Origin of the sequence: Streptomyces sp. NPDC088354 (assembly GCF_044753585.1) — a bacterium.
GTDB lineage: Bacteria > Actinomycetota > Actinomycetes > Streptomycetales > Streptomycetaceae > Actinacidiphila.
Map to the genome: position 1 here is coordinate 1 of NZ_JBIVNJ010000060.1, position 19,609 is coordinate 19,609.

At 62.4% G+C, this 19,609-nt stretch carries 6 protein-coding genes and 1 pseudogene; 4 read left to right on the forward strand and 3 right to left on the reverse strand.

The annotated features are described in order from the left end of the window. The first annotated feature begins 176 nt into the window (after positions 1-176). The 4 genes from ACIP98_RS39195 (at position 177) to ACIP98_RS39210 (ending at position 4,392) form a co-directional block, all read left to right on the forward strand. Positions 177-641, forward strand: coding sequence for a transposase (locus ACIP98_RS39195; protein ID WP_401981188.1), 465 nt, complete (start codon positions 177-179; stop codon positions 639-641). A 193-nt stretch (positions 642-834) separates the two neighbouring features. Then, positions 835-1,248 (forward strand): peptidase inhibitor family I36 protein, encoded by a 414-nt coding sequence (locus ACIP98_RS39200; RefSeq protein ID WP_401981191.1) that lies wholly within the window; start codon positions 835-837, stop codon positions 1,246-1,248. Positions 1,249-1,787: 539 nt separating this feature from the next. After that, complete coding sequence (locus ACIP98_RS39205; RefSeq protein WP_401981192.1) at positions 1,788-2,966, forward strand: hypothetical protein; 1,179 nt, start codon at positions 1,788-1,790, stop codon at positions 2,964-2,966. Positions 2,967-3,234: 268 nt separating this feature from the next. Next, a complete protein-coding gene (locus tag ACIP98_RS39210; RefSeq protein WP_401981195.1) occupies positions 3,235-4,392 on the forward strand; it encodes an ISAs1 family transposase in 1,158 nt (385 codons plus the stop codon). 37 nt (positions 4,393-4,429) lie between these two features. Here ACIP98_RS39210 and ACIP98_RS39215 read toward each other — a convergent pair. The 3 genes and pseudogenes from ACIP98_RS39215 to ACIP98_RS39225 all read right to left on the reverse strand — a co-directional run. Beyond that, a pseudogene (locus ACIP98_RS39215) lies at positions 4,430-4,754 on the reverse strand (IS30 family transposase); the annotation flags it as partial. 222 nt (positions 4,755-4,976) lie between these two features. Next, the gene (locus ACIP98_RS39220) at positions 4,977-6,026 is read right to left on the reverse strand and encodes a type VII secretion system-associated protein (protein ID WP_401981197.1); all 1,050 of its coding nucleotides are present in this window, start codon (positions 6,024-6,026) and stop codon (positions 4,977-4,979) included. 51 nt (positions 6,027-6,077) lie between these two features. After that, complete coding sequence (locus ACIP98_RS39225; protein WP_401981198.1) at positions 6,078-19,010, reverse strand: hypothetical protein; 12,933 nt, start codon at positions 19,008-19,010, stop codon at positions 6,078-6,080. Between the last annotated feature and the right edge of the window lie 599 nt (positions 19,011-19,609).

Below are 19,609 nucleotides of genomic sequence, written 5' to 3' on the forward strand. Positions count from 1 at the left end.
ACAACCGCTCACCATCTGACGACTTCACCTGTCCGGGCCTTGGCACACCCACACAACGACATAGAAGCCCTCAAAGTCACCGGTATTGCACCTAGGGGGCCCTCATCTGCGGAGAGCGTGATCCCGCTCGTCTGGCCGACCTTGTGGTTGGCCGGGCCCGCAACAAGTTCCCCGCCTTGAGCGAAGCGTTGGACGGTGACTTCACCGATGACCACGCGTTCATGGTCTGGCATTACCTAGACAAGATCGACCGTTGGAAGAAGGTCGTCGCCAGCTTCGACGACCGGATCACCACGCTGCTGCCCGACCGCCGGCGGGACCTGCTCAACCTCACCACCCTTCCCGGCATCGGGCGCCAGGGCGCCAAGATCATCATCGCCGAGACCGGCGGCAACATGGCCCAGTTCGCCTCTGCTCACCACCTGGCCTCCTGGATCGGGGTCTGCCCAGGACAGAACGAGTCTGCCGGAGTGAGTCGCTCCGGCCGCACCCGTCCCGGCAACAGCAACCTCAAACGGCTCCTCGGGATCGCCGCCATGGTCGCGATCAAGAACAAAAACTCCTACCTCGGCGTCTTCTTCCAACCTCGCTCTCGTCGGATAGGCAAGCGGAAAACACAACGGCCAACCATGCCGAGGTAACCAGAAGATCATTTACCGAGCAGCGCTTACACCGAAGCCTTGGCGCTCGCATGGCCACGACTGGCACAAAAATTCTATGGACACTCATCCCTGCGTGCTCTAATGGCAAATATGGGCAACTTAATGCCCTGGACCACGAAAGAAAGTAAATTCAGGGTCCATCACTGCACGACGCAAAGTTAAGGCTTCAGTAATGCGCACAACCTTCAAGTGGACGCTTAGCACAATTATTGCCGTGATGGCGATGATTGCCCTCTCTCTGGGCCTGTCGACTCAGGCGTCCGCATCCTCCTCGTTCGGAACGGGGACAGGAAACGGTAGCACTAGCGCCTGCGCTTCATGGACGATGTGTATCTTCAGTGACAATGGCTACAAGGGCAGCGTCCTAAAGCAGTTTGGGGATGACAGCTACAGCCTCTCGGGAACTGAGTACTCGCGCTTCAACGACAAGACCTCGGCGCTCATCAACAACTCGTACAGCTACTACTGCTTTTTCGAGAACCTGTTCTCAGGTCTGACTTTCCAGATCAACCCCCGTACGACGGTGCCCTCGGTCAACAGTTGGATCAACGACAGGATCACCTCTTGGCTTGTCGGAACCTGCTGATCAACGGAGGACGAGAGATTGCGAGTGGGTCGGACATCCGGACAGACGGTTAGTGGTCAGCTAAGGCGACGCTAACAGTTGATTTCGGCGCGTCCGAGAACACTGCACCGGAATGCCGTGCCAGGTGTCACGAGGGGGCATACCCGTCGTGACACCTGGCGCTTAAAAGAAATTATTAGACATGTCGATCGAGAAAGAAAATTCGGAACAGGAAGATACTGTGAGCGAGGTTGCCGAATTCTCCGACAATGGATCTCCACCCTGTACAGCGAAAGTCCAATCCATGCGGGCGGAAGCTTTCAGTCGACCAAGTTCTCTTTGCTTGGCATGTCGTAATTTTATACCCAATTTTCACACTTCATGCGAGATTAGTCAGCGGTCAAGTGAATCGAAGTCATTCCGGCTCACACTCGCTCAGCTCGAAACAATATACGCCCTCCACGTTAAGGTGCAGCCATCCTTAATGTGACCCGTTTCACGCACGCGAAGATTCTTCACTACTATTGGCAATTTCTTGCACTCAACCTCGGAGGTCTGTAATGCGCAGGATTTTTAATGGTCAGTCCACCCCGATTAGCGGCCGGCCCCGGAGTCGACACTCCAATCAGGCGGCACCTCATATTTCTGGCGAAAAAAACATTCTTCGCCTACAAGGAATCTCGGCAATTGCATACACTGTCCTCGGGGCTGCCCTAATTGCCGGCTGCACCTCGCCGAATGCTGATCGCGAGGTCGAATCCGCGCAGTCTACTCCCGTCTCGGCACAGCAAATGCTAAATATTCTGACATCACTTCTTCCGGATGGGACGCTGTCCCAGCAAGAGGGGACAGGTCTGACAGGAGAAGCCCCTACAGCCAATGCCGAGCTTTCCTTTGAAGCGAGCGGGCGTTCAGCCAAAGTAAAGCTATCGCTGTTTCGGTGGGGTCTTCCAATTCCCTCGCTGTTCCTGCAATGTCCCGATACCGCGTACGCTCCATACAGCCAGTGCACTAAGTCGGATCTCCCTGATGGTGCGCAGATTACGGTCGACCAGTCACCCGCCAAAAACTCTAACCCGACCGGCCCACAAGTTATCACGGTACAACTCACGTACAAGGACGGGGGACAGATTCTGGTGACCCAGGCCGGCACCAAAAATGAGAGAATCGGAAAGTCCGGGCGAAACTCACTACCGTTGACCAGTGATCAGATTTCAAATGTCGCGAAAGCCATAGAGTGGAAACCTATTCTTGCAGAGTTTCCAAAGCCGCCCGATGTGGAGCAACCGAAGTCAACCGCCCGGATGACCGGCGAGGAGATAGGTCGCACCATCACTTCGTTGCTACCCACAGGAATCGAGGCAACTGAGCCCAGTGGCTCTGATGGTTTTGGGCATGTGACGATCGATGATGGGAATGGCAAGAGTCTCATAGCTGTGAACGTTCAACAGTGGGAACCTGGCGACCCGCGGATGAGGAAGGTGTTTGCGGGAGCAGACATTCTGCCTGACCAAACTCGCATCAAGATCACCAAAGAACCCTCTCCCGATGGAGGCAAGGGAGCCGTTGTATGGTCTGTTGACACCCTCAAAAAGGACGGCGCCCGCGTCAGGGTAATGGCACTAAACGCAAAAGCTTATACGCTTCCTGCCAGCCGCAGCATACCTGCCCTAACCATTGAACAACTCAAAACAATCGCACTCGATAAGCAGTGGCAGGACGCTGCTGAACTTGATTGAGTGACGTCGGTCTGGTCTCCGGAAAGCGGCCGGGCAGCTCCGGTAGTTCTAAGGCGATGTGAGATCATGCGCAGCTCGGGGGCTGACCCAGGGTCTTTGAGAAGTCTCGAGGTGGGCGGTTCGCCTGCTGAGTGCTGGATGTGACGGGTTGTCGGCTTCCGTCGGCAGCGGCCCTGGACGCAGAACAGGCATGGCCGCTGGTGATCATGTGGGTGTCGAGTCCGTATGAGCACCGAGCGAGTCCATGCCTGCGCGTCCATCTTCCCGTATGCCGTCATGCCTGCAGCAACTGGGCGCCCCCTCCGGCCCCATCGCGCCGGAAACGGTCGCTGACCTGCGGACCTACCTGGTCGAGGTGCCTGATCCACGGGCCCTTCGCGGCGTCCGCCACTCGTGGACGGCCCTGCTGACCGCGGCGGCGGCCGCCGTTCTGTCCGGCGCCGCCTCGATCACGGCAATCGGCGAGTGGGTTGCCGACGCGCCGCAGCGCGTCCTGGCGCTGCTCGGGTTCCGCCCGGACCCGCTGACCGGCCTGATCCGGCCGCCGCACTCCACGACTATCCGTCTCGTCCTGGCCGCCGCGGACGGCGACGCCCTGGACCGGGCCGTCGGACGCTTCCTCCAGGAACGTCAGGACCCGGTGTCCGGCCGGCGGGCCATCGCCGTCGACGGCAAGACACTCCGCGGGTCCCGCACCAAGGACCGGCCGGCCACCACGCTGATCGCCGCGATGACCCACAGCGGCCAAGTCCTCGCCCAAAGGCAAGTCGACCGTAAGAGCAACGAGATCCCAGCCTTCGCCCCGCTCCTGGACGGCATCGACCTGACCGGCACGGTGATCACCGCAGACGCCCTGCACACCCAGCACGACCACGCCTCCTACCTGCACGAACGCGGAGCCCACTACCTGGCCGTCGTCAAGAGGAACCACCCCGGCCTGCACGACAAGGTCCGCCGCCTGCCCTGGCACGACATCCGCCTGGACCACTACGAACGTGCACGGGCCCACCACCGCGACGAGATCCGCCGACTGAAGACCACCGCGTTCGCCCACCTCGACTACCCCCACGCCCGCCAAGCCCTCCAAGTCGTGCGCTGGAGACGTGACCTGGCCACCAGCAAGCTGACGATCGAGCGGATCTACCTGGTCACGAGCCTGCCGCCCGGCGCAGCCACCGGCAGCGAACTCGCGGCCTGGATCCGCGGACACTGGCGCATCGAGAACCAACTCCACCACGTCCGGGACCTCACCTTCCGTGAGGACGCCTCGAAGATTCGCACCCGGCACCTGCCCCGCGTCATGGCCGGTCTGCGCAACCTCGCTATCGGCGTCCACCGCCAGGACGGCCACACCAACATCGCTGCCGCACTCCGCCGCACCAGCCGAGACCACCAGCGACCCCTCACCGCCCTCGGACTGACCTGACGAACCCGGACACAAGATCACTTCTCGAAGACCCTGGGCTGTTGAGGGCGTGTGCCACGGCCTGGAGTTTCTCGGGTGACCACCTGGACAGGTCGGTTCTTTGGGAAAGTACTGGCGGAGAAGCCCGCTTGTGTTCTCGTTCGTCCCGCGCTGCCAGGGGCTGTGAGGGTCGGCGAAGTAGACCGTGACGCCGGTGTCGAGCTTGAACTGCGCGTGCTGGGACAGATCCTTGCCACGGTCCCAGGTCAGCGATCGCCGGACTGCTCGGGCAGCGTTGTGATCACCGGTGTGAGTGCCTTGTTCATCGACACGGCGCCGTAGCCGGCGAGAGCGGGTCCGTTCTTGGTCCGTGGGATCGTGCCGTCACGCAGATCATGCCACCCACCAGCACAGACACCTCAGCCGCTATCACGCACCAACTTGTGAGGAGCCGGAAGTCAAAGCCCTTACCCAGGCGATGAGCGGGCTCAAAGCCGTACTCCTCGGCGTAGATCCTGAGCTGCGCGAGTCACCACATATCCCCCGCCCCTATGAACAGCCCAACGACTCCCTCACCACGTAGTAGGCGGTCTTAAAGAAGCTCCCTATTCGGTTGCCTGGCCGATCGCATGCAAGAGGGAATCCGTTTCTACGGCGAACCCGACTGGTCCCGCTGGATTCAGATACAACAGATGTCCTTTCGGTATCTGATCGACCAACTGTGTCACGGCGATCACCTGGTGGCGAAAGGCACCCATCTTGTCGACATGCGGCTGAGAAGTGAAGGCCGGAATCACCGCTGTGCCGTCAGGAGTTGACGCAGCGACCGGTGAGCCCGCCGCATCCACCAGTACCGCGACCTCAGTTGCCGCAAGCAACCTTGCGACTTCCTCGGTGGGGCCGTATCCGGTGGCAGCCAACTGAACCGCGGCATCGAGGAGGTCTTCCGGTTCATCCCAGTTCAGCATCGCCGGCGAGGGTCGATAATCGGGGTTTACAGCCCACCCCGCCACCTCGCCATCTTCGTCCGACCGCCATCCCCCCACAATTGCCCACTCTGGCAGGTTTTGGTCGTCGTCCCACAGTGGATCAACAAGGTCAAGCCAATGATTCGGGAAGGAACGGGCCGCTTTACGGACGTCGTCGGGAATATCCTCGAGATCCTGGTCGTCAGAAAGCGCGCGGTCGACGTCCGAGAGCACGGGTACAGCACGCAAGCGTCTCGCCCGACCATGAAGGCTGGTGGTCGCCATGCTCCTGCTGCCGAATTCGCCGTCATCAATGTGCTTGGCTTCGTTGTTACCGCGTTCCGCATCTCGAATTACTTCCTTCAAAGGCCCTCCGGCGACCATTTCCCCGCCCGCGATGCGACTTCCGTTCTGGTAATTCCCCTCTGCTACCTCATCAATAGAGAAATCCGGACCGGAGATTTTTTCTATAAACGCTTCAGCCTCCGCCTTGTCGATCTCGACATGCTCGATCTCGTTGTGGCCCAACATGTAGAGAGCAAAGTATTCTGTGGGCTCCCAGCGGTGATTCCGGGTGTACACCTCGTCGAAACTTACTCCGTCCACGATGCGCCGACGAGAAACACCGGTTGGGTTTTCGCGAAAGGAATCTGCTCCCAGCATCGCATAGTATCTTGTGTGCTCCATTGGATCCTCCGCCGTCGAGTTTCTTGCATACTACCCTGCACGTCTATCCACTCAAAGCCGTACGGAAGAGGCCCCATCAGGTACAGGAACGCGACGAAATATTTTCTCCTGCTCCTTCAGATTGGCAGCCAGATCTTCCCGACTTACACCAGGAATACGCACCTTCTCATACAAGCTATGAGCGGCCTCTCTGGCATCAACACTCCGCGCGGTATGGAATTGCACCTCGAAATTGACACCGTTTACCACGTCACGCCATACCGAGTTGATACCTTGATATCCTGAACTTCCCCAGGAATTGCGGTAATACAGCAACGTATAGCCGCGACGCCGCAACTCCGCAGCAACCTCTCCAACGCGTTTTGTGTATTTTCCATCTTTGGTTACTTTTACGGTGTAACGCAGGGCGTCTCCGAAATTGAGCACAGCATCTTGCGCCGCAAGAGCAGGATTCTGATGCAATTGCGTCGCCAATTTGCGCTTCAGAGAGTGTTCCGACTTGACGTCAGAGGCGAGTTTCAGATTGTCGATCTTTCTCATGCAAGATCGCAGCTGGACTGTAATGCGTGGCTCCAGCCTGTATGCGCTTTCTCTGAGATCGCTGGCAAGTTCGTTCGCCTCGGCAGTGAGCTTCAATCCATTTGGACCTCGCCAAGAGCCATCCTGCAGTGTTTTTCCTTGGTGCTCAAATTCCTTTTCCCAGTCACGCCGAGTGATTACTCTGACGACTTGAGGCTTCTTCTGGCCCGGCACCTTCCGGACGATTTCGACCCGGTCGATAAATTCTGGCCTGATGCCCTTCCAGAAAGCCACCTCGTACATCATCCACCATGCTCTGCGCCGGAGGCTGGCTACCATGTCGACGCCACCGGGGGCTTTAATCACATAGAGATTGGCCGTTCCGTCCGGGGCGACGGCCCAGGGTGGAAGGAATGTGCCGGCGCTGCGAGAGGCGCTCACCATGGCTGTACGTTGTAGATGACTCTGGTAGTGGAGGAGACTACGCGGTGCTTTATTGTTCCAAGGCCGAAATCCCTCATTGAATATAGTGTCAAAGTGGCGTGTGTCGTATCGGAAAAGCGGCTCATTGTCTTTGCGGAAGAACAGAGTTCGATACGTTTCGGTCCTACTGACCCGCAGCTTGTCGGGCCGCAACCCGAAACGACTTTTGCCGAATCCTGCTGTCGGCTGCGGCTCAGTTGTAGTGTCGCTGTGAAACTGCGACAAAGCCCATCGTATGCGCTCGTCAGGAAACTTTTCCTTTACGACAAACGAGTCGTCGTCGGCTAGTACATCTTCCACCTCGTCGGTATCGGAGAAGTCGCCATCAGCATGGACCGGGGCATGCGCCGCCGCCCGGCGTTGTGCTTCGCGGCGTTGCGCCTCTGCTTCCAGGCGTTCAGCCTCACGACGTCGCGCCTCTGCTTCAAGGCGTTCAGCCTCACGACGTCGCGCTTCACGACGTTCAGCCTCACGACGCTGCGCCTCTGCTTCTAGACGTTCAGCCTCACGACGTCGCGCTTCACGACGTTCAACTTCACGACGCTGCGCCTCTGCTTCTAGACGTTCAGCCTCACGACGTCGCGCTTCACGACGTTGCGCTTCCGCTTCGCGACGTTGCGCTTCCGCTTCACGACGTTGCGTCCGAGCAGCCCGGTGCGCCTCCGCCGCACGATCCGCTGCCAGCTGCGTCACTGCTACCCGGCGCTCCGCCGCTTCCTGCGCTTCAACTGCCCGCTGTGCTACCCGTTCTTCAGCCTCAGCCTGCTGCTCCGCCAGCCATTGTTGTTGCGCCGCATCTGACGCCAGATCGTCCGCCGCTTGCTGCGCTCGTTCCGCCACCAATGCCTGCTGTCGTGCTACGGCCCGCTGATTCTGCACCTGCCACAACGGTGCCGCACCACTCTGCTCCAGCCGTACCAACCGAGCCGTCTCTCGCTGTACTGCAGCCAGCTTCCGTTTCGCGGCCTCCTGATCCGCTGTCGCTTGTTGCAGCGTCTTATTCCAGTGAGTCGCCAGTCTCCGAGATTCGGTTACTTGTTGATCGGCTGCTTCGGCTTGCCGACTCGCCGTCAAGGCATGTCGTTGTGCCACCGCGAGCTGCGCTGACACCCTCTCTACCTCTGCTTCCCAACGCAGTTCCGTATCCGCCCACTTCGCCACCTCATGGTTCAGGAGCTCGCCGGCATCGAACTGAGCCGGGGCATCTGGAATCACGGCGAACTGCGGCTGCCCGCCATCGCCTTGGCGTGCGTGTACTGCTGCAGCCGGTGCGGCGTTGGGTGCTTGTGGCAGAAGATAGTCGGTGATCTTCAGGAGGTCATTCGGGAAGAATCCCTTACCAACATTGGTGAAGTACTTCGATGGCTTTGGCTCTCGGCGTGAGGCTCCAAAAATCCATGGGGGATTCTTATGACTAGGAAGGTTCTGCCGCCCGGGATCGTCCAGTTTCATCTTGGCTTCGATATCCCGCAGCTTGTTCATGACCTTGCCCGTACGGGTCGGTAGTTCATCGACCGTAATGCGTTCGTACCCCGTAGCCAGTGCTCCATGCGTCGTAAGCAGTGAGTTTCTTGCGGCGTGCCACTGCTCCATACGCCAACTGCTTGTGTGGTCGCGGTCCTCCATGTACATGACGGTATGCCCCATCAATGCAAGAGACTCCAAGTTGCCACTGCGAAAGCCCAGATGGCGAGTGCTGCGGCTGTACCGGTGCAGGTACTCGTAAACCTTGAACTGACCGACCCGGTCGTTACCTCCCCAAGATTGCAGGAACGCCTTGTCGGCCTTCCAAAAGTTCGTCAGATCTCGGACATTCAGGCCAGCCTTGTGCGCCTCCTGCACAATGTCCCTGTATTTATTTTTATGCCGCGGGTCGGCGTATGCATCACCTGCGATCACCACCAACGGCTGTTCTCCTTGCGCCTTCGCCTTTGTCGCCAGACCGCGCAGAATTTGCCGCATACCCTCATATGACGTGTCATGCTCCGCATGTGCGTGGCCGCTCTTGCCGCTGAAGCGCGACCAGAGCACGATCGTGTCCTGCGTCTTAGATGGCAACGCTCCCTTGCGCCGTAGCCAGTCGGCAACCGCCGCCTGCGTAGCTGAGGGGAACCCGGAATCATCCACGCGCCATGCCCTACGAATTGCCCGACGCACCCCGACAGTGAAGTTGCGGGCAATCCACTTAGTGCCGTCACGCACTTGCAGGGTGTGCTCTAGCTTTTGTGCGTGTGAAAGACCGGGGCTGAGATCGTCGAAGATGCGGTTCACCTTCTTACGACTCGCCTCGAACGCCGCTTGTCCGTCGGCTGCGACGCGGTGCACACGCGACGAAGGGATACCACTGCTCCGGTAGAATTCGGCGATAGCGTCGCTGGAATCCTTCCTACCTGCCACGTCGCTGACCAACACCACATGCAGCTTTGGGTCTCCGATCAAGGCTGCGGCGATACCGAACTGATCACCGGATGCATACCCCGGTTGCACCAGTACGCGAACACCTGCCGGTGCAGTGTCGTCCAACCGCTTCGACAGCGCGGCAGCCAACTGGTCATTGAGCCCCGGCACGCGCATGACCAGCCTGGCCCGGTCTGCATAGCTCAGGTTGAGCGAGCCCACCTTGACCAGAGTTTCGGGAGTCCAATGCGGTTGGCCTGTGTATTGCAGTCCGACCAGGTCCTTCACCCGCACCGGGCGGTCCATAGTTGCAGGCCGTTCCAACCAGCGGCGCATGCGGTCCGTGAGATCACTGTCGACAATCTCGCGGCCCTGCTGCTCTTCACCGTGCCTGCCCCATACGTCAAAGCCCGGAGCGAGTAGGACAGGGCCAGATTCCTGACGCTGTGCATGAGCCGCAAGTTCGTCCCGCCGCCCACGACCGTACAGCCCGGGACGGGTCTTGCCGGTAGCGAACTTCTCGGCCTTTTCCTCGGCGGCTTGCTGACCACCGTCGACGAGCGCCCGAGTGATCTCCGCAAGGTGATGCCTGCGCTGCTCCCGCATTGCCTGTGTTTCAGGATCCGTCCCGATCAGCGTCCGCCCCGGATTCACCCGCTCCTGGATCGCGAAAGCCCGCGCCACAGCTTCGGGACGCAAACCCTGCAACGCCGGCTCCGTCAGTACGGCCTCTACGAACACCGCGATGTCGCCCGTTTCGGGCACCGTTTCCGGCACCGCCGGCTCAGCCCGCTTGCCCTCCCGGATCTGCCTCCGCCGCGCCGCCTCCACAGACGTGGCCGGGACGGTTGGCGCATCATCCTGCCCCGGGACCGAGGCCGGTACGGGCTTTCGCGGCAGGGGTGTCTTAGGAGACTGCGCCGACTCGTCCTCCTGTACCGCAAAGAGATGCCCGAGTTTCGTGCGTACTTCGGAGTCGACTTCGCCCTCGTCGTTGAGCGGGAGGCTCGCGGTCAGACCGGTCGGCACATCAATGGTCAGTCGGCCGTTCCGGCCAGCGTTGCTGAGGTGAACTCGGACGTCGAAATCGAACACCGCGTACGACCTGTTGGCCTCCGCGTTCGTCTCAATCGTCTCCGAAACACCGCGCTCAACCTTCTGCTCACCCGCCTTCCCCTCGTCAAAAGCCGTGCGTCCCTGTACCGCGGCATCGGTGACACCTCCGCCCGCATCGGGGCCCAGCCCGCGAACTGTCCCCCCGACGCGCAGGAAGCCGGCTTCCCGGTCCTCGTCCGCCTGCCGGTACTGGCGGTTCTTCGCGGCGTGGTCCGCCTCGGACCACCTTCGCGCGGACGTCAACTCGAAGCCGACGGTGACCTTCCGCCCCGCGACATGGATGTCATACGTGTGTGCCAGCAGCTGCTTGATGCCGACGCGCAGGGCCGTCATACGCGTCTGCTGGTCGTAAGTCCATCCGGCGTCGGTGCCGATACCGAGGGCCGTCACCTCCCGGCCGAGGTGCAGCGGGTCGACACCCCGCTTCCCGCCGGCGGCCGCCACTGCCTTCGCCCACTGTCTGACGACGGCCGCGGCAGGAATGTCCCAAGGGTGGATATCGGACGGAACGGCCTCGGTCACCGAGGCGGCCCGTTCCCCGTCCGGATGCCATGCCGGGTCCCACCGCAGGCTGCTGGTGATCGCCTGCCGCAGCGGCTGCTTGTCGGGGCCGGCCGCCGCAACCGTCATGGCCCGCGGTGTCAGCAGCCTGGCCTGGCCGGACAAGGAGTTCGGCTCGCTGGTGTGCGTCCACGTCCACGACTGCTTCGCGAACCAGGCGCGCTCGGGCTGAGGTGCTCGCATCGGCAGCCAGGCGCCCAGCGCCGTCACCGCGCGGCCGATCGCGACGGCAAGTCCTCCTGGGGCGCTGAGGATTTCAGGCGCCTTCGTGGCGAGGCGCATCTCCACTTGGAAGGCCACTTCGTGGCTGAACTCAACGCTCGGTCCCTTGGGGCTGGAGCGCACGATATCCAGGATCTTCAGCTTCTCCGTGATCCCCCGGAGCGCCAGCCAGAAACGCGAGACGTTCAGGTCTCCACCGGCGTGGCCGTGGTCGCCGTCCTTTTCGTGAGCGCCGCCGCGTCCCGTTACGTTGAAGCCAACACGGAACCCGTGCCCCACGGACTTCTTTTCCTTCTCCTCCTGCACTTCCTCGCCGCGCAGCGTGAGCTTGTCCTTGGGGCGATCCCGGGACTCGGTCGCCGGGGCCATCCCGACCGCCTTGACGCTCACCCACAGGTACCGGGTACCGCCACCGAGACCGGACAGAGACGACGACTCGTTGCCACTGAACGGGAACCAGCCGGACACACCGTCACTGAGGAGCTGTGACCACTTCTTCTCCAGGGAATCGGAGCGGAACGCGGCAAGCAAAGCAGTGCGCAGAGCCGTCGGCACATCGCGGCGGGACAGCACACCCCGGTCCTTGAGCGTATCGACGATGTGCTGGAACACACCGCCAGCCTGCAGCGCTTCCGCGTGTGTTGCCGAGACCTGCAGGCTGCCCCCCATGTAGCCGTGACGTACCTCGGGCTTCGACGCGACCGCATCCTCGGATGCCTGCGCAGTCCCAGAGGGTGCGGCTTGGGCGGGCATTACGTCCTCGATCCGCCGCTCGGGGACGAGCATGTCCATTCCGGACGCGATGTGGACCAGGCGCGTGGTCGTCTGGGCCATGTCCTCGTGCCCTTCCTTCCACCGGTGCATTGTGATCTCCCAGACGGCGTCGGCCCGGAAGGGCTCCCCCTCCGGGTACGTCACGCGGGAGATGTCGATTCCGCCCTCGGAGTTCTCCTCCGACGCGCTGCCCACATACCGGCCGTCGGCGACCACCTGGCTGACGTGTCGGCCGCCGGCGGTTTCCTGGTGCGCGTCGCCATGCTGCTCAGCGCTTTCCTCCTGCGGATCGACCATGGTGACCTCGTTACCAGAGTCGGAACCGTACCGGGCCTGCAACCCCAGCGCCGCTGCGCCGCCGACCGCCCATTCCGTTGCGGTCGTATTCGAGTGCACCGCCTGCCCCTGGGAGTACTGCTCGATCTCCGTCGGCTGGTCCTTAGCAAACTTTTCCACCGGCCGCGGCTTGTATCCGCGCACACGCACCGTCATCGCCGATTGCTGGCCAGCGACCTCCGGGAAACCCACCACCAGCCCGTTCGGATCCGTCAGGTGCCCGAAGAACGATGCCAGCGCACTCGGCAGGAAAGCATTGGTCAGCTGAGTCGGCCAGGCCTCTTCGCGATCCGCACCGAGCGGTATCCGGTGGATCGCCGAGTACAACCCACCGGCCAGCTTCATCAACTGGTCGGTGGACAAAAACGCGGGATACAAGCCTGCGGCACCCTTGGCGAAGTCGAACTGCGGCTCGCCCTGCGGCCAGCTTCGCATGTACCGCACAGTGCCCGCCTCGAGCCGTTCCTCCCGCGAGACCGGCTCGGCCGGCGCATGTGCCCGCGCGACCACGACCTGAGCGAGCAAGTTGCCCGGGTCGTCCAACCAGAACTTCAGTGCCTTCTGCGGGCGTTCCACAGGCGCGATCGAGACCTCGTAGAGCACGTCGTAACGGTGCTCGTCGACCGCCCCAACGTTTTCCATACGCCGATAGCTCTTGGCGACACTGGTGAACGCACGGCCCTTGGCGACGCCGTACGCGCCCTGCAGTCGCAGGGCACCGAACTGCATCCGCGTCTCGGGAGAAACCTGGAAGCGCGCCGCCGCACCGAACGCGAACTGTGCCAGATGGCCGTGCTCAACACTGCCGGCCACAGTCTCACCCAACGCGGCCCGCTTGTTGACCGTCATGTCATACGTGTCCGTACCGCGGTGCGCGAGCAGGTGACCGCGCACCTTCAGCCGGAACACCCGCCCGCCCACCTGCACGTCGTGATGCACACCGGCCAGCAGGTCGGCTACCTCGCCCTCCAGCGCCGGCCGGCCGAAGAAGCTCGCCAACTGGCCGTCGACCGCACTCCATTTGACCTTCCTCTGTCCCGCCGCCGCATCCCGCAGTAGTGCCCGCAGGAACACCTCCACCAACTCTGCACCTGGCAACGCCGCCGCCACCGCGAACCCAGCGCCCCGGTATGCGGCCAGTGCCAGCGGCAGAGGCACCGACTGGCTGCCCTGGACCTCGCTGCCCTTCTGCCGAAGTTCCTGAACCTGCGCAGCTGTCCGCTCCGCACGGACCATCGACGTCTGCAACCCCGCCGCCCGCAGCAGCAGCCGCACGTGTGGTTGCGCCACCGCTGGAAGAGCAGCGGCCGCCTCCTGCGCCAACAGCTCAGGACTGCGGACCTCGCCGAGGACAGCCTCCTCGAACGCCCGTGCACCCTCACCGCCCCGCCACGGCACACTCACCTCGCCATGCGCCTGCGCCTGGACCGTGCCGAGCCGAGGGTGCGACGTGCTGGTCCACTCCAACGACAGCACGGCTGTGGCACGGTATCTCGCCATGACCTCTTGGGCCTTGAGGATCGTGTGGCTCAGCGTCTGAGTGGTGAGCGTCCGCGACCACTTCGAGCCCGAGGTGTACGACAGTGTCACAAACGGGAGCATGCCCTTGGCCTGTGGATGAGCCACCGACGGAGCCGCAATACCCGTGAGGTTGGCGACGGCAGTCACCGTGGCATTGCTCTTGCCACCGCGCTGCTGGACCACCGACAGGCCCGTCCCCAGATCCTCACGGGTCGAGAAGTCGGTTGGGCCGATCGCCTCGAGATCACTGAAATCGGCCGTTGCCCGGAAGTGCCCCCTGAACCCTTCCAGCCCCGGGAGGTTCACCCCCTTCACGATCGCGGTGGAGACGTCACCGCTGGTGAGCCACCAGCGGCTCCGGTTCCGGACAGCCGGCTCCGTCAGCCACGTCATGCTCTCTTTGATCACCTCGACTGTGGTTTTCCCTGGCACACCGGCCCGCAGCAACGCACCCGTCAACGCGTCGACCAGACCTCTGAGGTCCAGACCGTTGAGAACCTCACCACCTAGTCGGTGCCGCCGCGCTCCTAGCGCTGCCACGGACCTCCCGACCGCTGGGCCACCGGTGAACGTCGCCGGCAGCGGCTCCAAAGCGACGCGAGGCTCGGCAGAACCCGAGAAGGCTTTCGGGAATTCCACCATCACCTGGCGCGGCACCGACACCGCTTCGGCCGGAACCTGCGCTGCACCATCCACCGACAGCCTGAAGCGGAGCTCCGAAACGAAACCGTTCGAGTCGTCCACGAACAGCTTCCGCCCGCTGATGACGTTCTGCTTGGCCCCCCACATCGTCGACCGGGCAGCATGTCCACTGACCTGCACGCCGGCCACCGCTGTTGACGCGGCCACGCCCGCGAGCTGCACGGCCGTAAAGATGGCCAGGTCGGTGGCCCGGACGTGCTCCTGTGCGCTCTCCACTGTCAACGAGGTCGAGGCGAAGCGGACCGTGTAATTGCGGACCTTGTCCTTCGCCGAAGCTTCGGCAAGCGGCTGCAACTGGTGCAGCTCCGGTCGTAGCCACACCACCCGCCCGTCGTTGAGGGCGAAGTGTTGTCCCCGCTCCAGCCACGTGCGCCAGTCATCGAGATCACGGGCTACCAGCATGTCGGTGACACGCTTGACGACCTCGTCCCGGAGACCCGGCACCGCAAAGGCGTCTGAAACTTTTCGCGCATGCTCCGCCGCGTCCTCCGGCGTCCACTCCTCGACGCCGCGCAACGTGAATTCACCTAGCATGCCGTGTTCGGCGTACCACGGAGCTCGGTGGGGAAGACCGACCACCGCCGTCTCGGTTTCCTCCTTCTGCGCAGCTCGCGCAGGCTCTTCCTGCTTCTTGGCGACGGCTGGCTCGGCCTTCTCGGAGACACGTGCGGGCTTCACCTCATCGCCCACGGCGAGGATCTGGGCGAGATACCCCCGAAGCTCTCCACGTGGCACCAGATTTGGGAGCCGGACCGCCTCTTCGCCCAGCTCCGCCAGTTCACGGGGCGGACTGATCAACGTTCCGTCACGATTGAGATCGATCGACGAGAAGACCTCTGCCGAGCCCGAGGCCGGCCCCGAAATGAGTGTCCCCGTGCGGTGATCGAACCACACGATCCGACTGGCGACGTTTACCGCCCACACCGGCCCGGTGGGAAGCGCACCGACAACGAACGACCTGGCGCCCTTTCCGGCAGTCCGTAGGGTGTCCTCCAGTCCCTCCCGGCTCCAAACCCGGAAGGCCAGGTCCATTCGTCGCGCTTCATCGGTCACGGGGGTCTGGGCGGAGGGCGACGATTCCTGCTGGGCCTGCATGTTCGCCGGCAGTTGGGTCTCGTCGCTGAGCCGTACTGGCCCTATGGACTGCGGCGTTGACGCCAAGTCGCGGTCGAGTCGCGGCCGCTGGCGTTCGCCGAGGTCCTCCGCGAGCAGTGTCGAGTGCGGTGTGTGTGCGGGGTGCGTGATCCGGCCGGGCTTGTGGGTGGGCGCGGGCGGTTCCCCGCCGTCCGGGATGCTGGTCAGGTTGCTGGTCGCGGCCGGCGCCGGCTTTGTCGGCCAACGGCGGGAAGCCTCAGCCGGGTACGGGCCTGCACGGTTCGGAGCGGGATCCGCGGGCCGTGGTTGCTGTTTGGGAGTCAGCGGCTCCGGGCGTGTGAGGCCGAGAAGTGCGGCTTCGGCGTCCTGGGCGATTGTGGTGATGCCCATCCTGACAGCATCTGCCGCAGACATCCATTCGCCGAGGGCAGGGTGGGTGTAGGTGTGAGTTTCCTCTTCAAGGCCGTGGTCGTGCTGTGGCTTGTGGGTCGAGTTGCGCTGCGGTGTCGTGGTGGGCGCGGGTTGCGGGAGTGCGTCGTCGTCGTGGTCAGGCTCGATACCGCCGTCGTGCGGGTCGTCAGGCGTTGTGACCACAAACCCGGTGCCACCGTCTGCGGTAGAGACAGAGCCCGAGTGCATCGCCGAGCGTTCACTGGAAACATCGGTTCCGACGACGGGCTCCCGGTCGCTGTACTCAAACCCGTGGCTGCTGGTCCCGGCGGCACCATCGTTGGCCGGGCCACCGGGCTCTGGTCCATTCCCATCAACCGCAGGAAGCTGAGGCGGCCCTGTGTGGGTGCCACGTGCAGGCCGTGAGGAAGACGAGGCATCCGACTGCTCATCCCCCCTGCCCCGGCCGAAGAGCCCGGGGCGGTTCCTGCCCGTGGCCAGCTCCCGAGCCCTGGTCACGGCAGCATCCTGGCCACTGTTGACGAGCACCCGGGTGATCGACGCGAGGTCACGCCAGCGCCGCTCCCGCTTCGCCTGCGTCTCCGGATCCGTCCCGATCAACGCCCGCGAGGGATCCATTCGCTCCTGAATCGCAAACGCCCGCGCCACATCAGCCGGACGCAACCCCTGCAACGCCGGCTCCCTCCGCACGGCCTCCTCAAACCCAGTCACCCCCCCAACCGGCCCAGCCACCGGCCCAGCCACCGTCTCCGGCAACACCACCTCAGGACGCTTCCCCCGCCGGATCTGACTGCGCCGCACCTCATCCGCGGTAGCGACATCGTCAATCGCGTCGCCCGCAAAGCGGTGGGCCGGGGTTGCACCCGGGTTCACCACGTCCACGCCGTGTGCCAAAGGGCGTCTCGGGGCACTGCTCGGTTTGTCGAGGGTATTTTCACTTTCCGGGGTGAGCAGGCGGAGCTTACTTATCCAATCAACGAGTTGAGGGTCGAACAGTGCAGTGTTTTCTTCTGGTACCAGGCTGGGGTCTGCAGTCCCGCTGTCGTTAAGGGCTGCGACCCCGAATTCTTCGTGCGCGTACCGAGCCATCAGCACGGGCGTGTTCTTCGGGCCGTAATTGGACTCCTGGATCATGCCAGGACCGGAGATGTTGCCGGCAGATTCCTTGAGCATCATTCCAAGCTCATGGGCAAATTTTCGAGAGGCGCCTTCGCCGTAATTCCCCTGGAACTCCGACATAAAGTACTGATAGCTCGAGAGGCTTCGCTCCAGGGCGCGCCGCGCAAATACGGAGCCGCCCGGGGAAACAATGACATTAGTGTTGAGACGACCCATTTCATACAAATACTGGGACGCCCAGTACGTACGCTCATCAAGGTCACGGACTCTTGTGCCGAGGCCGGCAGCGTTCAAGGCGCGGTCGACCGAAGCCATGTTTCGCACTTCCGGCGCGAAGACCGGGACGTCCCTGTGGTGCATCGCAATTGTGTCAAGGTTCTGAAGATCCGCCTTGCCTGGCGCGATGTCCACATCCAGGTACACGCCACCGCCTTCGCGGGCATCACTGAACATGGCATAGCGGACCACATCGGAGACCATGTTGTGCACCCCGATGGACTTGAGGTGCCGATACATCTCCAAGACGGCGGGCCCGCCGTTTGCCGCGACCAGTTTCTCACTGTCCGTATGGATGCGCACGCGCTCTTGCAAGCGCATACGAATTGCGTTCGGCCACGTCTGGAAAGTGTCGTCGGTCCACAAATGCAGGACCCATCCCCGACTGGCTGCCTTCGCCGCCCAAGCCTCGATGTTGGCCAATGCCTCTGGGGTGGGCTGCTTCCCGGCCCAGTACATGTGAATCTTTTTCGGCAGCAGCATGCGGTTGGGAGCCATCCGTGACACATCGCGATAGTGGCTATCAAGCTGGCGGAACTCCTGGGCATGGCCGGTGGTCCGCAGTCGGTGCAGTAGCAGACGGACAGGAGCCAGCTTTCCCCTGGCCACCCAACCGTCAATAAAGAATTTCATTCCGCGTATGTCGTGGAGATCCACGATCCGGCCGTCAGGGTGTTTTAGGGCCAGACTGTTATCCATGCCCTGCTTGGTCAGCACAACTCTGGCCACACGCGGCGTTGGCGTCCCCAGGCCGCGGCCGGAACGGATGAGTCCCGCTGCAGTCTGTCGGGCCGTCTCGGCATCCTGGCCGTCAGCGATCAGTGCCTGGGTCAGGTGGTGCACAAAACTGGCCTCGACGCTTTCGGTGCGCTTGTTGCCCGTAGCATTCGCACGGGCATCGGCGAACTTGTTCACCGCATTCGACACACCGGGCGTTCCCGCAAACCTTTTGCGTACCGTCGCCCAGCCGTGGCCACCCGCTTCGATACCGACGCCCAGCCGTTCAGCACCTTCCGCCCTTATCAAGCGCGCCAAACGCTTCGCGAAATCCTTAATGGCGTCGTCGGCAGCCTCACCGACCTGACGTTCCCCTTCCGGGAAATCGACCTCCAAGCCGTCTAGCATGCTCCGTCGCACCACGGTGTCCGCAGAGTCCGCCGGCGGAACAACGAGGGGTTTGGCGTCAGAAGTCAGTTTCTTAATGTTCATTCGGACCCGAGCGCTGCTTGCCCCGTAGGGCGCGAAGCTTTCATCCAGGACTCTTTCGACGCTTGCCCCCAATCCAATTAGGATGTATTGCCGAAAAATCGGGTCGCTGTTCGGGGTCATGCGTGAGCGAATAAAGTCGACCCCACGCGCAGTCACGAGGGCGCTGAGGTCGGAGAAATCCTTCGCCAACCCCCGCTTGACAGCTGCATCAATTTTGTTATATATGATGTCCTCGATGGACATGACAGGTATTCCATCGATGTTGACCGGGGGTCTCTTGAGATCCATATTGGTCACTTCGAAAGAAATCGGCTCGTGCCCCCCTGGGGGGTAGACGAATATTTCGTGAACCGATTTCGCATTCGCGTTGCTGACTCTGTACCCGGCATTAACCAGGGCTCTAGCCGCAAGGGCGCGCCCACTAACCGGATCGATCCCCAGCGGAGCATAGATATCGATGTCCCCCGCAGGGCGACGACTCACATCATGCGCATGCAGAGCAAGGCTGCCACCCAGAGCGAACCCATGCTCTCCCAAAGCCTGCATTGCAATACGGATGACCCGCCACTTCTCAGCTTCACCGCTCGCCACCGACTGAGCAGATCCCCGTCCACCGGCCATGGCCCCGGTGCCTCGCGACAACATCGGAAAGACACCGCTCGCCGGCGACTGAGCAGACCCCCTTCCACCGGCCATGGCCCCGGTGCCTCGCGACAACATCGGAAAGACACCGCTCGCCGGCGACTGCGGCCCTGTGTGGGTGCCACGTGCAGGCCGTGAGGAAGACGAGGCATCCGACTGCTCATCCCCCCTGCCCCGGCCGAAGAGCCCGGGGCGGTTCC

Bases quoted from the DNA above. Each gene is read 5' to 3' on its own strand.
- ACIP98_RS39220 (WP_401981197.1), bottom strand. From the start codon at position 6,026: ATGGAGCACACAAGATACTATGCGATGCTGGGAGCAGATTCCTTTCGC.
- ACIP98_RS39200 (WP_401981191.1), top strand. From the start codon at position 835: ATGCGCACAACCTTCAAGTGGACGCTTAGCACAATTATTGCCGTGATG.
- ACIP98_RS39205 (WP_401981192.1), top strand. From the start codon at position 1,788: ATGCGCAGGATTTTTAATGGTCAGTCCACCCCGATTAGCGGCCGGCCC.
- ACIP98_RS39210 (WP_401981195.1), top strand. From the start codon at position 3,235: ATGCCGTCATGCCTGCAGCAACTGGGCGCCCCCTCCGGCCCCATCGCG.
- ACIP98_RS39225 (WP_401981198.1), bottom strand. From the start codon at position 19,010: ATGTCCATCGAGGACATCATATATAACAAAATTGATGCAGCTGTCAAG.